The sequence below is a fragment of the Pseudarthrobacter albicanus genome (assembly GCF_018224015.1).
Taxonomy (GTDB): Bacteria; Actinomycetota; Actinomycetes; order Actinomycetales; family Micrococcaceae; genus Arthrobacter; species Arthrobacter albicanus.
On record NZ_JAGPOT010000001.1, the window covers coordinates 92522 to 106949 of the forward strand.

Genomic DNA, 14428 nt, shown 5'->3' on the forward strand with positions numbered 1-14428 from the left:
CAGGCGATAGCGTAGGCACATGTCATTTCTTGCCACCGCCCCGGACGATGGACATGACGCTCCCCTCGTAGACCCGGCAACGCTCCAGGAGCTGGGGGCACAACTGGACAACCCCGTCGTGGCCAAGGACTTCGCGAGGGACTACGCCAGGATGTGGGACCAGCGCTACGGGTCCCTGGCTGCGGCCCTTGACCGCGGTGACGCAGCCGGATCCCTGGATGCCGTACTGAGCCTGAAAATATCCTCGGCGATGGTCGGCGGCCTCTGCCTGGCCCGCCTCGCCGGCGAGCTTGAGGATGCCATCCGAGGCGGCGACATGGACCACGCGCGGTCGTTCCTGCCCGAGGTGGCAGAGCGTGGCAGGGAAACAATGGACGAGCTGCAGGCCGGCCATGATTTCAGGGAAAGCTAATCCCGGCCGGGTGCCAGCCGGTACCCCACCCCACGGACGGTCTGGAGCCAACGCGGCTGCAGCGGATCCTCGCGCAGCTTCCGCCTGAGGTTACCGATGTGCACTTCGACGGCGCGTTCATCCGATTCGCTGATGTACGCATCCTCGCGGTAGTGCTGACCCCGGGCCACCCGGACCAGCTCGGCCTTGGAGCGGACAGCACCGCCCGCCTTCAGCAGTGCGAGAAGGAGATCGAACTCGCTGCGGGTCAGGCTGGCCGGCACACCGTCAAGGGCGACCGAGCGGGTGTCCGGATCCAGCGCGAGGCCGTTGTGGCGCAGCATCCGGTCCGGGGGCAGCGCAGGCCCGCGTCCCGCCGGGCCAGCCCCGGGGCCGGTCCCGGGGCCCGGCGTCGGGCTCCCGGCAACGGCTTCCTGCCTTGGCCGCCGCATCATCGCGGCCACCCGGGCACGCAGTTCGCGGGGCCGGAACGGTTTGGCCATGAAATCATCGGCACCGGTGTGCAGTGCCGTCAGGGTGTCCAGCTCGTCCGTCCGCGCCGTGAGCATCACGACGTAGGCGTCGCTGAACCCCCGGATCCGGCGGAGGACCTCGAACCCGTCAATATCGGGAAGGCCCACGTCCAGGGTGACGACGCTGGCTTCCCGGCGGCGGACCACATCGACCCCTTCCCGCCCGCCGGCGGCGGTGTGCACTTCAAAGCCCGCCTGGCTCAACACGGCTTCAACAAGGTTACGAACGTCCTCATCGTCCTCAACGACGACGGCGACTCCGAGCTCGCTCATGGCCCCCCTCCCATCTGGCACTGCTCCCCAACACATAGCGGACGCGCGGGTATTGTGACCGGCATCAGACCGCGCGGCTCTGTCAGAATACCCACGCCGGAGGGAAGATGCCGTTGCGGCACGGGCCGGGCCACAAAAACTTTAGTCATGTGTCAATACTCTGTGACGGGAGATGTTAAATTGAAGCGGGAGGAAAGGGCGCGGCTTCGTTGACTGAACAGCAGTGGGTCCGTCATGCGGACGGATGCTTCCGGGCCCTTGTCCCGCAGGCGAGGGTGGTGGCGTGCCAGCTTCCGTTGACCCTCATCATCGCCGGCCTCTATCTTGCCGCTCCCGGCGCCTGGCCCCAGCTTCTGGACAGCAGCCTGTTCCTGTCGGCGCTGGTCCTCCACACCGTGCTCCTCCTGGCCTGCCTCACCGTCCCCTGGCAGCGCTTCGGCCCGCTGGCTCCGCTCATCGTCCCCGTCGTGGACCTCCTGGTCATCGGCCTTACCCGCGCTGCCAACATTGAGAACCTGCCGGACCCAGGTGTGTTGTCGGTCCTCCCCGTGGTCTGGATCTCGGCCTCCCGCCTGTCGTCCCGGGCGAGCATTTCGTTGAGCTTCGCCGGCACCCTGCTGGCCGGCCTGCCGTACGTTTTCGCGCCCGGTCCCGCGCCCGCGCAGGTCCGGCTCGCCGGGGTACTCCTGCTGCCGCTGATGATGCTTGCCGTGTCCCTGGCCATGCGGTCCGCCAGGGCCCAGCTGCGCAACCAGCAGTCGCGGACGGCGTCCAAGGAGACCGAACTGCAGGCCCTGCTCGCGGACAGCCGGGATCGCGAGCGGCTGCTGAACACAATCCTGGACACGGTCGACGTCGGCATCGTGGCGGTCGATGCCGAGGGGCACCGGCTGCTGACCAACAGCTGGCAGTCCCAGCTGGAGGCCTCCGCGGCACGGTCCGGCGTGGCGGATACCATCGCGCCGGAGGCTGCGGAGGACGTGCCGGTACTGACCGGCCAGGACGGGCAGACGCCTCTCCCCCACGGGCGGCGCCCCATCCGGCGCGCGCTGAAGGGCGAATCCTTTGCCGACTATCTGGTGTACTTTGGCGAGGCGCCCGCCGGCAGGGTCCTTTCCACGGGCGGACGCCCGCTCAAGAACGACGACGGCGGCTTCCGCGGGGCTGTCATCGTGTTCAACGAGGTCACCGGCCTGGTCGAAGCCCTCGCGGCCAAGGAGGACGTGGTCTCCACCGTCTCGCACGAATTCCGTACGCCCCTGACCTCGATCATCGGCAACCTGGACCTGGTGCTCGGCGACGCGGAGGACCTGGCTGCCCCGGCCCTCCGCCGGATCGAGGTGGCCCAACGGAATGCCGAGCGGCTGCTGGCCCTCGTCTCGGATCTGCTGCTGTCCGCAAATTCGGCCGTCCACGTCTTTCCCCGCCGGACCGATCTGGCCAGCCTGGTGGAGGCCAGCCTCGGCTCGGCGCACGCCCATGCGGAGTCATCGAAAGTCGCCCTCTCCATGGACGTGCCTGCCCCGCTATGGGCCCATGTGGATCCGCTTCGGATCAGCCAGGCCCTGGACAACCTGGTCTCCAATGCCATCAAGTATTCGCCCGACGGCGGCTCCGTCAGGATCTCGGCGAGCACCGAGAACGGCTGGGTACGGCTTCAGGTGGTGGACGACGGCATGGGCATGACCGCCGCGGATGCCGGACGCGTGTTTACCCGGTTTTTCCGGAGTCCCGCCGTCCGGGAGGGCTCGATTCCGGGGGCCGGCCTCGGGCTGTCCATCACCAAGGCCATCGTGGAAGGCCACGGCGGATCCATCTCCTGCACCACGCTGCCGGGCTGTGGCAGTACGTTCACCCTGGAGCTTCCCGCCGAGGGCCCGCCGCCGGCCTTCTAGCCGCCCCGGCATCCGGCCGCCGGAGATCCGAGCTGCGGAGATCCTAGGTGCGCAGGGCCCGGGTCAGCTCGGCCCGGGCCAGCAGCTCGTTATCCGACGGATAGGCCACCTCCTCGAGCACCAGCGGATGGGGTGCCGAGAGCACGGACCTGGCGTCACGCTTCTTCGCCAGCAGCCGTTCGTACAGCCACCCCGGCTCCTCGATGCCGGCGCCCACGAACAGGGCGGACCCCACGAGGGAGCGCACCATGTTGTGGCAGAAGGCGTCAGCCTGGACGGTGGCGACAATGATGCCGTCGGAACCGCGGCCGAATTCAAAGCGCTGCAGTTCCCGGATGGTGGTGGCGCCTTCGCGGGGCTTGCAGTAGGACCGGAAGTCCTGGAGCCCGAGCAATTCCTCGGCGCCCTCGTTCAGCAGCCCGACGTCGAGCGGTTCCCTGTGCCAGAGGGTGAAGGCGCGGCCCAGCGGGTCCCACAGTGCCGGGCCGTCGGCGATCCGGTAGCTGTAGCGGCGCCAGAGGGCGGAAAAACGGGCGTCGAAGCCAACAGGGGCCAGTGCGACCCTGTGGACCTCGACAGCCCCGGTAAGGTCCCCCAGCCCCCGGCTCAGGGCGCCGCGGAGGCGGCGGAACAGGGCCACGGCCGGATCGAGCTCGACCCCTCGGTTCAAGCCCAGCCATTCCGCCTCGGTCAGGTCCAGATGGACCACCTGGCCGCGGGCGTGCACGCCGGCGTCGGTCCGGCCGGCCACGGTGACGCGGACCGGCCGGCGGACCAGCAGCGCCAGCGCTTCCTCCAGGACACCCTGGACGGTGCGGAGCGCGGGCTGCACGCCCCAGCCGCTGAAGGGGCCGCCGTCGTACGCAAGATCAAGCCGGATACGCAAAAACCCGCCGCCCCCCAGGACGGGGGCAGCGGGTTTCTGGTGGTTCATAGACTTAAGTCTACTGCGGCGAAACGGCCAGTCTTACTCAGCTTCAACTTCCTGCTCGGCGTCGCCGCCGGCAGGAACGAAGCCGGCAGCCTGTGCAGACTCAGCAGAGTCGAACCAGACTTCAGCGATCGTCGAGTCGTACCAGCGCGAGCCGGGAACGTGGTACTTCATGGAGTCCTCGTTGCCCTTGACCTCGAAGCCCTCGGGAGCCTCGTTGTCCTCGGTAGCGGCGTGCGAGCCGGCGAACTTGGCTTCAGCAGCTTCGGTCTCGGCAACCGGCGCAGCCTTGTCGGCGTCGCGCTTGGCAGCCTGGGTAGCCTCGGCTACCACGGCCTGCTTCGCGGAAACCGGCTCAAGGACCAGTTCGATGACAGCCATGGGAGCGTTGTCGCCCTTGCGGTTGCCGATCTTGGTGATGCGGGTGTAGCCACCGTTGCGGTTCTCCACTGCCTGTGCAATGTCGGTGAACAGCTCGTGGACGATGCCCTTGTTGCTGATCAGGCCGAGTACACGACGGCGGGAAGACAGGTCGCCGCGCTTGGCGAAAGTCACCAGACGCTCGGCGTACGGCTTCAGCCGCTTGGCCTTGGTCACCGTGGTGGTGATCCGCTTGTGCTCGAACAGTGCGGCGGACAGGTTCGCGAGCATAAGTCGCTCGTGAGCCGCTCCGCCTCCGAGGCGCGGACCCTTAGCGGGGGTAGGCATAATAGTTTCTCCTCATATGGAAGCCGTCGGGCTGCGCACACCATGGTGCATCCAGCCCCGCCGGCCAGGATCTGTTGGTTAGAGCTCGTCGTCGCTGAACGCGGCGTCGTCCTCTTCAATTGCTGCGGCGCGTGCTGCGAGGTCAAATCCGGGAGGCGAGTCCTTGAGGGACAGGCCCAGTTCAACCAGCTTTGCCTTGACCTCATCAATGGACTTCGCACCGAAGTTACGGATGTCCATGAGGTCGGCCTCGGAGCGCGCAACGAGTTCACCCACGGTGTGGATGCCCTCACGCTTGAGGCAGTTGTACGAACGGACCGTGAGGTCCAGGTCCTCGATCGGCAGGGCCATGTCTGCTGCCAGGGCAGCATCCGTCGGCGACGGGCCAATCTCGATACCTTCTGCTGCGGTGTTCAGCTCGCGGGCCAGACCGAACAGTTCCACCAGGGTGGTGCCTGCCGAAGCAACGGCATCGCGCGGGGCGATGGCCTGCTTGGTCTCGACGTCGACAATGAGCTTGTCGAAGTCAGTGCGCTGCTCGACACGGGTGGCTTCCACGCGGAAAGTAACCTTCAGCACCGGCGAGTAGATCGAGTCAACCGGAATGCGGCCGATCTCGGAATCGCCGGACTTGTTCTGAGCTGCCGAAACGTAGCCGCGGCCGCGCTCGATGGTCAGCTCGAGCTCGAACTTGCCCTTCGAGTTCAGCGTGGCGATGTGCAGATCCGGGTTGTGGAATTCGACGCCGGCCGGCGGAGCGATGTCCGCGGCCGTGACGACTCCCGGGCCCTGCTTGCGCAGGTAGGCGACAACCGGCTCGTCGTGCTCGGAGGAAACCGACAGGCTCTTGATGTTCAGGATGATCTCGGTGACATCTTCCTTGACACCCGGAACCGTGGTGAACTCGTGCAGCACGCCATCGATCCGGATGCTGGTTACAGCGGCACCGGGGATGGAGGAGAGCAGGGTACGGCGGAGGGAGTTTCCGAGTGTGTAACCAAAGCCCGGCTCCAGCGGTTCAATAATGAAACGGGAGCGGTTTTCGGAGACGACCTCTTCGGAGAGGGTGGGGCGCTGTGCAATGAGCACTTAGGTTTCCTTTCGGCGAGCATCCGCTATATGACGCAACACAGGTGGTGGAAAAATCGGTCTGAAGACATAACGCGGCTGGGCCTGCCCGGACCGGTGAGGGTCCGGGCAAGCTCCTGCTGCCGGAAAGACTTAGACGCGGCGGCGCTTCGGCGGACGGCAGCCGTTGTGCGCGGCGGGGGTGACATCCTGGATGGATCCAACCTCGAGGCCAGCGGCCTGCAGTGAACGGATAGCGGTCTCGCGTCCGGAACCCGGTCCCTTGACGAATACGTCGACCTTTTTCATGCCGTGCTCCTGCGCACGCTTTGCGGCGGCTTCGGCAGCCATCTGGGCGGCAAACGGGGTGGACTTACGTGAGCCCTTGAAGCCCACCTCACCGGAGGAAGCCCAGGAGATGACAGCACCGTTCGGATCCGTGATGGAAACGATGGTGTTGTTAAAGGTGCTCTTGATGTGCGCCTGGCCCAGCGCGATGTTCTTCTTGTCCTTCTTACGCGGCTTGCGAACCGCGCCACGAGTCTTCGGGGGCATTATTTCTCCTACAGAAAGTTATCGGGGAAGCCGAGTTAATCCCTCAGGGATTTAACGGGTCTTCTTCTTGCCGGCGACGGTACGCTTCGGGCCCTTGCGGGTACGGGCGTTGGTCTTCGTACGCTGTCCACGTACGGGCAGGCCCTTGCGGTGGCGCAGGCCTTCGTAGCTGCCGATCTCGACCTTGCGGCGGATATCAGCTGCTACTTCGCGGCGAAGGTCACCCTCAACCTTGTAGTTGCCTTCAATGTAGTCACGCAGCTGGACCAGTTCGGCATCGCTGAGATCCTTGACGCGGATATCAGCGCTGATGCCGGTGGCAGCCAGGGTTTCGTGTGCACGGGTCTTGCCCACGCCGTAGATGTAAGTAAGCGCAATTTCCAACCGCTTTTCGCGGGGAATGTCTACGCCAGCGAGACGAGCCATAGTGGCAGTGCTCCTTGAATAAACCGGAGGTCGTAGGCAGTACACCCGCACGTTCCGTGCGGCCCCAGCCTCCGACCGGGGGTTAGCTGTCCGGACTCGTTCCTGCTCAATGTCCCAGATCAGCTTGTGCTGCCTTTTATTTACTTGCGTGGGTTAGCAACCCAGGGTTTCCCGGAAGGGAAATTAGCCCTGGCGCTGCTTGTGGCGCGGGTTCTCGCAGATCACCATGACCCGGCCATTACGGCGGATCACTTTGCACTTTTCGCAGATCTGCTTGACGCTCGGCTTGACCTTCATGGCGTTCCTTTGCGTGTTGCAGTTGGTCAGCTGGACCGGCCTTCGGCTGTTGCCTTGGCCACCCAGTGTTTACTTGTAGCGGTAGACGATACGACCACGTGTCAGGTCGTACGGGCTCAGCTCCACCACTACCCGGTCCTCAGGGAGAATCCTGATGTAGTGCTGGCGCATCTTTCCAGAGATGTGTGCCAGAACGACGTGCTTGTTGGTGAGCTCAACGCGAAACATTGCGTTGGGCAGCGCCTCAGTCACAACGCCCTCGATCTCAATGACCCCGTCCTTCTTGGCCATACCCTCCGCTAACTGTTGTTTGCCACAGCCCTCCGGTTTGCACCGGAAATCACCGCGGACGTTTTTTGATTGATTGGCTGATGCCTCCCGGCCACAAAAGGGCACAACAGGGCAGACAACCAACAGACAACACTACGCCATAGCGGCGTGAATGTTAAATCCAGCTATCGTAGCGCACTCAGCCCCCGTATGCACCCAGGCGGCCCGCCGGCGTGCTCACCGCCTCCGCAGCGGCGATCCCGTCCAGGATGGCCAGGCGCACGACGTCGGCTGCCGCGCTCTGCAGGGTAATGAGGCTCAACTGCCGGGCAGTCTCGCTGCTGCGGTCCAGGGCGAGAGCGCCGGTGGCCAGCGCGAACACGGTGTCACCGTCCGCCAGGGTATGGCTCGGATTCAGCGCCCGGGCAATCCCGGCATGCGCGGCTGAGGCGGTCCGTTTGCATTCCGCCTTGTCCAGGACTGCGTTGGTCGCGACGACGACGAGAGTCGTGTTGAGCGGCTGCTCGCCCGCGCCGGACGGGGAATCGGGGACCCGGAAGCGCGCGTCTAAGGGAGGAACGACCGAGCGCGCGGAGGGTTCGGGATTTCCCGGCCGCCCAGGAAACGGCAGTCCCAGCGCATTCACGACTGCCAGCGCCCCGACCACTACGCCGTTTTCCAGGGTGACCGACGCCGTCCCCACTCCCCCTTTGTATGTGCCCCGGCCGATTGCGGCTCCGGTGCCGGCGCCCACGTTCCCGCGGCCGACGTCGTGCCCGTCCATTTGTGCTGCGGCGGCGGCGGTTGCCGCGTAGCCCATGTCCGCGTCCGGGCGGGCAGCGAAGTCGCCGCCGCGGCCGAGGTCGAAGATGGCGGCTGCGGGGACGATCGGCACCACGCCGCCGGGAACCGGAAAGCCCCGGCCGTTCTCCTCGCACCAGCGCTGGGCTCCGTGGGCGGACACCAGGCCGAAGGCGCTGCCCCCGGTGAGCACCACGGCGTCGACGGTCTGGCTCAAGGTGGTGGGATCCAGCGCGTCGGTCTCGTGTGTGCCCGGGCCGCCGCCCCGGACATCGACGGAGCCCACGGTGCCCGGCGGCGGCAACACCACGGTCACCCCGCTCAACCAGCCGTCGTCGGACTTCTGGACATGCCCTACCCGGACCCCGGCGACATCGGTGATGGCTCCCATGGCTCCATTGTGCCCTCCAGGCCCGACTGACTCGCACCTGTTGTCGTTCTGAGCGCTCAGAACGACTACAACTGCGAGCTACATGGGCTAAACGGGGGCATGGGACTTGTCACGGGATGGGGACCGGCACGACGCCGAGCGGCGCCAGCCTGGCCGCCCCGCCGTCGGGCGCCGAGAGCACCCAGATGCCCCTTTCGTGGACCGCGACGGAGTGCTCCCACTGGCAGGAACGCTTGCCGTCGGTCGTCACCACGGTCCAGTCATCGTCCAGGACGGCCGTGTCGATGCTCCCGCGGACCAGCATGGGCTCAATCGCCAGGCAGAGTCCGGGCCGGATCCTGGGCCCGCGGTGGCTCGTGCGGTAGTTCAGCACGTCCGGGGCCATGTGCATCTCGGAGCCGATCCCGTGGCCGACGTAGTCCTCGAGGATCCCCAGCGGCTGGCCGGGCACGGAGGACACGTAGTCGTCCACGGCGCTGCCGATGTCGCCGACGAACTTGCCGGTGGCGAGGGCGGCGATCCCGTGCCACATCGCCGCTTCGGTGACGTCCGAGAGCCGGACGTCTTCGGGATCGGCGGTGCCCACGATCACGGTCCGGGCCGAATCGGAGTGCCAGCCGTCCACTATTGCCCCGCCGTCGATCGAGATGATGTCCCCGTCCTGCAGGACACGGTCGCCCGGGATGCCGTGCACGACTTCCTCGTTGACCGAGGTGCAGACGGTGGCCGGGAAGCCTTGGTAGCCGAGGAAATTGGAGGTGGCGCCGGCCTCCTGGAGCACGGCGGCGAACACGGCGTCGAGATCCCCTGTGGTCTTCCCGGGGAGGGCCGCGGCGACGGCGGCGTCGAGGGCGCGGCTGAGGACGAGCCCGGCCTCGTGCATGGTGCGCATCTGGGCGTTTGTCTTGTATTCGATGCGGGGCTGGCCGAAGGCCATCTGCAGCTTCCTTTCGGTGGAGCATTCGGTGGAGCCGCGCTGCCTGCTGGCGTGGGCGCGGCGAAAAATGGCTGAGGCTCCCCCCGATGTTCCGGGAGGAGCCTCAAGTAACATACGCCTGGATCAGGCCAGCTTGACTTCTTTGATGGCCTGCATGACGCGGTCCGTGACCTCGTCGATACCGCCGATGCCGTCGACCCGGGTCAGGATGCCGCGCTCGGCGTACTTCGCCACCACGGCTTCCGTCTGCGTGTGGTAGAGGTCCAGGCGGTGGCGGATGACTGCTTCGTTGTCATCGCTGCGTCCGGTCTCCCGCGCACGGCCCAGCAGGCGCTTGACGAGTTCCTCGTCGTCGGCCGTGAGCTGCAGGACGACGTCGAGCTTCTGGTCGCCGTCGGCCAAAATCCCGTCGAGGTAGTCCACCTGCGCCGTGGTCCGCGGGTAGCCGTCGAGCAGGAATCCTGCCTCGACGTCGTCCTCGCTGAGCCGGTCGCGCACCATCTTGTTGGTCACGCTGTCCGGCACGAAATCGCCGGCGTCCATGTACCGCTTGGCTTCGATGCCCAGCGGTGTCTCACCTTTGACGTTGGCGCGGAAGATATCGCCGGTGGAGATCGCAACGACGCCGAGGCGCTCCGAAATGCGTTCCGCCTGCGTTCCCTTGCCGGATCCGGGAGGTCCGATTATCAACATTTTCGTCATCGCAAAAGCCCTTCGTAGTGACGTTGCTGTAGCTGCGCGTCAATTTGCTTGACGGTCTCCAGCCCGACGCCCACCATGATCAGGATCGAGGTGCCGCCGAACGGGAAGTTCTGGTTGGCGTTGATCAGGACCAGTGCAACCAGCGGAATCAGGGCTACGAAACCCAGGTAGAAGGCGCCGGGCAGGGTGATCCTGGAAAGAACGTACTGAAGATAGTCCGCCGTCGGCCTGCCGGCACGGATGCCGGGGATGAAGCCGCCGTACTTCTTCATGTTGTCCGAGACCTCTTCGGGGTTGAAGGTGATCGCGACGTAGAAGTACGTGAAGAAGACAATCATGGCGAAGTAGAGGGCCATGTAGATGGGGTGGTCGCCGCGGGTCATGTTGTTGTTGATCCACTCGACCCAGGGCTGCATCTGCTCGCCGGCCTTCGGCTGGTTGAACTGCGAGATCAGGCCCGGCAGGTACAGCATCGAGGAGGCGAAGATGACGGGCACGACGCCGGCCATGTTCACCTTGATGGGGATGTACGTGCTGGTGCCGCCCACGGTGCGGCGGCCGATCATGCGCTTGGCGTACTGCACGGGGATGCGGCGCTGGGACTGCTCCACGAAGACCACGAGGGCCACGGTCAGCAGGCCGATCGCAAGCACCATGAAGAAGGTCCCGGGGCCCTGCGACTTCCAGATCGCGCCGAGCGAGCCGGGGAAACCTGCGGCGATGGACGTGAAGATGAGCAGCGACATGCCGTTGCCCACGCCCTTTTCGGTGACGAGCTCGCCCATCCACATGATCAGGCCGGTGCCGGCCGTCAGCGTGATGATGAGCAGGATCGTCGTGATGATGGACGCGTCCGGGATGATCGGCAGCTGGCAGTTGGGCAGCAACTGGCCGGAACGGGCCAACGACACCAGCGTCGTGGCGTTCAGCAGGCCCAGGGCGATCGTGAGGTAGCGGGTGTACTGGGTCAGCTTCGACTGGCCCGAGGCGCCCTCCTCGTACAGGCTCTGGAAGCGGGGAATGACCACCCGGAGCAGCTGGACGATGATGCTTGCCGTGATGTACGGCATGATCCCGAGGGCGAAGATGGAGACCTGCAGCAGTGCACCGCCACTGAACAGGTTGACGAGCTGGTAGATCCCGCCCGAGGTCTGACCGTTCTGCAAGCATTGCTGGACATTCTGGTAGTTCACACCAGGCGAGGGAATGAAGGCACCCAAGCGGAAGATTGTGATGATTCCCAGCGTGAACAACAACTTGCGTCGCAGATCAGGCGTGCGAAAGGCCCGGCCGAATGCGCTAAGCAAGCGTCCTCCTGAGGATAAGTAGAGTCGTGTGAGAGGTCAAATAAACCTAACAACCGAGTCTAGCGGGTGGACGCGCCCCGCGGGCAATCGGCGCGGCCCGGAAAACGAAAAAAACTCCCGGTACCGGGGCCTGAGCCCCGGTACCGGGAGTTTCCACAACGGGCAGCTGCCCCGCCGCCTCCTTAGAGGGCGGTGGTGCTTCCGCCTGCTGCGGCAATCTTTTCTGCGGCGCTGGCCGAGAATGCATGGACGGTGACATCGACCTTGACGGTGATGTCGCCGGTGCCAAGCACCTTCACGGGCTGGTTCTTGCGAACGGCACCCTTTTCGACCAGGTTCTCCACGGTGACTGCGCCACCTTCCGGGAACAGCTCGTTGAGCTTGTCCAGATTGACAACCTGGAACTCGACCCGGAACGGGTTCTTGAAGCCGCGCAGCTTCGGCAGGCGCATGTGCAGCGGCAGCTGGCCGCCGGCAAAGCCCGCCTTGATCTGGTAACGGGCCTTCGTACCCTTGGTACCGCGACCGGCGGTCTTACCCTTGGAGCCTTCACCACGACCAACGCGGGTCTTGGCGGTCTTGGCACCCGGGGCGGGACGCAGGTGGTGAACCTTCAGTGCGTTCTGCTTCTCAGCAGCGGCGCCCTGTGCCTTTTCGGCGGTGTTCTTCTCTGCCATTACTTCGCCTCCTCTACCTTTACCAGGTGCGGAACCGTGTTGAGCATACCCACGGTCACGGCGTCGGCGGTGCGGACAACAGTGTGTCCGATCCGCTTCAGGCCGAGGGACCGCAGGGTGTCGCGCTGGTTCTGCTTGCCGCCAATGGCGGACTTGATCTGAGTGATCTCCAACTGAAGGTCGGAGACAAGCACGTTCTTAGCCATGGCTCAGGCACCTGCCTTCTGGTTCAGAAGGGCGCGCACCATTGCCGGCGGAGCGATCTCGTCGAGCGGGAGGCCGCGGCGTGCTGCCACGGCCGCAGGCTCTTCGAGACGCTTCAGGGCATCAACGGTCGCGTGAACGATGTTGATGGCGTTGGAGGAACCGAGCGACTTGGAGAGGATGTCGTGGATGCCCACGCACTCCAGTACTGCACGGACCGGGCCGCCGGCGATCACACCGGTACCGGCGGAAGCCGGACGCAGCATGACAACGCCTGCGGCGGCCTCGCCCTGCACACGGTGGGGAATGGTGCTGCCGATGCGGGGGACGCGGAAGAAGGACTTCTTGGCCTCTTCAACGCCCTTCGCGATGGCGGCAGGAACTTCCTTAGCCTTGCCGTAGCCGACGCCGACCATACCGTTGCCGTCACCGACGACGACGAGGGCGGTGAAGCTGAAGCGACGACCACCCTTGACGACCTTGGAAACACGGTTGATGGTTACGACGCGCTCTACGAACTGGCTCTTTTCGGCTTCGCGGCCACCGTCGCGGCCGCCACGGCCACCACGTTCGCCACGGCCCTGGCCCTGGCCGCCACGCTCGCCACGACGAGCGCCACCACGGCGGTCGTCAGCGGCAGCAGCAGGCGCAGCGGTCTCAGTTGCCGGAGCAGCTACAGCTTCAGTCACCTGAATGTCCTTTTCGTTATTTTCGGTCACAGTGAAAGCCCACCTTCACGGGCGCCGTCAGCGACGGCGGCGATCCGGCCGTGGTACTTGTTACCACCGCGGTCGAAGACAACTGCTTCGATGCCGGCAGCCTTGGCACGCTCGGCGGCCAGTTCGCCAACGCGCTTGGCCTTGGCGGTCTTGTCACCGTCGAATGCCCGAAGGTCGGCTTCCATTGTGGAGGCGCTCGCCACGGTCAGGCCCTTGGTGTCATCGACGACCTGGACGAAAATGTGGCGTGCGGAACGGTTGACGACCAGACGAGGACGTACAGCCGTACCGGAGATGCGCTTGCGGATACGAAGCTGGCGGCGGCTGCGCTGGGCAGACTTGCTCTTGTTCGTACGCTTCTTGTTAATTGCGATGGCCATGGTTACTTACCAGCCTTTCCGACCTTGCGGCGGAGGACTTCGCCGGCGTAGCGAATGCCCTTGCCCTTGTAGGGGTCCGGCTTCCGCAGCTTGCGAATGTTGGCAGCAACCTCGCCGACCTGCTGCTTGGAGATACCTGAAACAGAGAGCTTGGTCGGGGTCTCTACTGCAAAGGTGATGCCGTCCGGTGCCGAGACATTAACCGGGTGGCTGTAGCCCAGAGCGAACTCCAGGTCAGAACCCTTGGCCTGGACGCGGTAACCGGTACCGACAATCTCAAGCTTCTTCTCGTAGCCTGCGGTGACACCCTGGATCATGTTGGCGATCAGGGTGCGGGTCAGGCCGTGCAGCGAACGTGAGGCGCGCTCGTCGTTCGGGCGGGCGACAGTCAGGGTGCCTTCTTCCAGGGAAACCTCGATCGGGCTGGGCACAGTGTGGCTCAGCTCGCCTTTGGAACCCTTGACGCTGACGACAGAGCCGTCAACCTTGACCTCAACGCCGGCAGGAACGGTGATGGGGAGACGTCCAATACGTGACATTATTCTCTTCCTTTCCCGTTACCAGACGTAAGCGAGGACTTCGCCGCCCACGCCCTTCTTGCCGGCCTGCTTGTCAGTCAAGAGGCCGGAAGAGGTGGACAGGATTGCGACACCCAGGCCACCGAGCACGTGCGGCAGGTTGGTGGACTTTGCGTAAACGCGCAGTCCCGGCTTGGAAATACGACGAACGCCAGCGATTGAACGCTCGCGGTTCGGACCGAACTTGAGCTCGAGGGTCAGCTTCTTGCCGACCTCGGCGTCTTCTTCTTTCCAGGAGGCGATGTAACCTTCAGCCTTCAGGATGTCGGCAACGCGTGCCTTGAGCTTGCTGTAAGGCATAGACACGGAATCGTGGTATGCCGAGTTTGCGTTGCGCAGACGCGTAAGCATGTCTGCGACGGGATCTGTCATTGTCATGTGGGCT

20 protein-coding genes are annotated in these 14428 nt (G+C 65.0%); 2 read left to right on the forward strand and 18 right to left on the reverse strand.

Annotation, left to right across the window (positions count from 1 at the left end):
* The first annotated feature begins 19 nt into the window (after positions 1 to 19).
* Positions 20 to 412, forward strand: coding sequence for an Hpt domain-containing protein (locus tag J9611_RS00400; protein ID WP_211876651.1), 393 nt, complete (start codon positions 20 to 22; stop codon positions 410 to 412).
* On the opposite strand, the gene J9611_RS00405 is transcribed toward J9611_RS00400, so the two are convergent.
* Entirely contained in the window at positions 409 to 1197 is a 789-nt protein-coding gene (locus J9611_RS00405) for a response regulator transcription factor (RefSeq protein ID WP_211876653.1), read from the reverse strand. The genes J9611_RS00400 and J9611_RS00405 overlap by 4 nt on opposite strands.
* Positions 1198 to 1406: 209 nt before the next feature.
* On the opposite strand from J9611_RS00405, the gene J9611_RS00410 reads away from it, so the two are divergent.
* Positions 1407 to 3092, forward strand: coding sequence for a sensor histidine kinase (locus tag J9611_RS00410; protein ID WP_211876655.1), 1686 nt, complete (start codon positions 1407 to 1409; stop codon positions 3090 to 3092).
* A gap of 43 nt (positions 3093 to 3135) precedes the next feature.
* On the opposite strand, the gene J9611_RS00415 is transcribed toward J9611_RS00410, so the two are convergent.
* From J9611_RS00415 to rpsH, 17 genes are all read right to left on the reverse strand, one after another.
* A complete protein-coding gene (locus J9611_RS00415) occupies positions 3136 to 4026 on the reverse strand; it encodes a tRNA pseudouridine synthase A (RefSeq protein WP_211876657.1) in 891 nt (296 codons plus the stop codon).
* 33 nt (positions 4027 to 4059) lie between these two features.
* On the reverse strand, positions 4060 to 4731 hold the full coding sequence (rplQ, locus tag J9611_RS00420; RefSeq protein WP_211876659.1) for a 50S ribosomal protein L17, sunset domain variant: 672 nt from the start codon (positions 4729 to 4731) through the stop codon (positions 4060 to 4062).
* Between the two features lie 78 nt (positions 4732 to 4809).
* Positions 4810 to 5820, reverse strand: a complete 1011-nt coding sequence (locus J9611_RS00425) for a DNA-directed RNA polymerase subunit alpha (RefSeq protein ID WP_136321891.1) — start codon at positions 5818 to 5820, stop codon at positions 4810 to 4812.
* A gap of 132 nt (positions 5821 to 5952) precedes the next feature.
* A complete protein-coding gene (rpsK, locus tag J9611_RS00430; protein WP_246527167.1) occupies positions 5953 to 6354 on the reverse strand; it encodes a 30S ribosomal protein S11 in 402 nt (133 codons plus the stop codon).
* 51 nt (positions 6355 to 6405) lie between these two features.
* Complete coding sequence (rpsM, locus tag J9611_RS00435) at positions 6406 to 6780, reverse strand: 30S ribosomal protein S13 (protein ID WP_136321890.1); 375 nt, start codon at positions 6778 to 6780, stop codon at positions 6406 to 6408.
* A 183-nt stretch (positions 6781 to 6963) separates the two neighbouring features.
* Positions 6964 to 7077: a 50S ribosomal protein L36 gene (gene rpmJ, locus J9611_RS00440; protein ID WP_009358722.1), complete on the reverse strand. Its 114-nt coding sequence runs from the start codon at positions 7075 to 7077 to the stop codon at positions 6964 to 6966.
* Positions 7078 to 7146: 69 nt separating this feature from the next.
* Positions 7147 to 7368, reverse strand: coding sequence for a translation initiation factor IF-1 (gene infA, locus J9611_RS00445; protein ID WP_011775571.1), 222 nt, complete (start codon positions 7366 to 7368; stop codon positions 7147 to 7149).
* 178 nt (positions 7369 to 7546) lie between these two features.
* Entirely contained in the window at positions 7547 to 8539 is a 993-nt protein-coding gene (locus tag J9611_RS00450) for a P1 family peptidase (RefSeq protein WP_211876661.1), read from the reverse strand.
* A gap of 109 nt (positions 8540 to 8648) precedes the next feature.
* Positions 8649 to 9476 carry a type I methionyl aminopeptidase gene (gene map, locus J9611_RS00455; protein ID WP_211876662.1) on the reverse strand — a complete coding sequence of 276 codons (828 nt, stop codon included), beginning with the start codon at positions 9474 to 9476 and terminating at the stop codon, positions 8649 to 8651.
* 123 nt (positions 9477 to 9599) lie between these two features.
* Positions 9600 to 10169 carry an adenylate kinase gene (locus tag J9611_RS00460; protein WP_211876726.1) on the reverse strand — a complete coding sequence of 190 codons (570 nt, stop codon included), beginning with the start codon at positions 10167 to 10169 and terminating at the stop codon, positions 9600 to 9602.
* A 5-nt stretch (positions 10170 to 10174) separates the two neighbouring features.
* Positions 10175 to 11485 (reverse strand): preprotein translocase subunit SecY, encoded by a 1311-nt coding sequence (gene secY / locus J9611_RS00465; protein ID WP_211876663.1) that lies wholly within the window; start codon positions 11483 to 11485, stop codon positions 10175 to 10177.
* Between the two features lie 182 nt (positions 11486 to 11667).
* Complete coding sequence (gene rplO / locus J9611_RS00470; RefSeq protein ID WP_058931722.1) at positions 11668 to 12162, reverse strand: 50S ribosomal protein L15; 495 nt, start codon at positions 12160 to 12162, stop codon at positions 11668 to 11670.
* A complete protein-coding gene (gene rpmD, locus J9611_RS00475; protein ID WP_211876664.1) occupies positions 12162 to 12368 on the reverse strand; it encodes a 50S ribosomal protein L30 in 207 nt (68 codons plus the stop codon). Before rpmD ends, rplO begins: the two co-directional genes overlap by 1 nt.
* Positions 12369 to 12371: 3 nt before the next feature.
* Positions 12372 to 13055: a 30S ribosomal protein S5 gene (rpsE, locus tag J9611_RS00480; RefSeq protein WP_211876665.1), complete on the reverse strand. Its 684-nt coding sequence runs from the start codon at positions 13053 to 13055 to the stop codon at positions 12372 to 12374.
* A gap of 26 nt (positions 13056 to 13081) precedes the next feature.
* Positions 13082 to 13465, reverse strand: coding sequence for a 50S ribosomal protein L18 (rplR, locus tag J9611_RS00485; RefSeq protein WP_211876666.1), 384 nt, complete (start codon positions 13463 to 13465; stop codon positions 13082 to 13084).
* Between the two features lie 2 nt (positions 13466 to 13467).
* Positions 13468 to 14004 (reverse strand): 50S ribosomal protein L6, encoded by a 537-nt coding sequence (gene rplF, locus J9611_RS00490; protein WP_211876667.1) that lies wholly within the window; start codon positions 14002 to 14004, stop codon positions 13468 to 13470.
* 18 nt (positions 14005 to 14022) lie between these two features.
* Positions 14023 to 14421 carry a 30S ribosomal protein S8 gene (rpsH, locus tag J9611_RS00495; protein ID WP_056425243.1) on the reverse strand — a complete coding sequence of 133 codons (399 nt, stop codon included), beginning with the start codon at positions 14419 to 14421 and terminating at the stop codon, positions 14023 to 14025.
* Positions 14422 to 14428 lie beyond the last annotated feature (7 nt).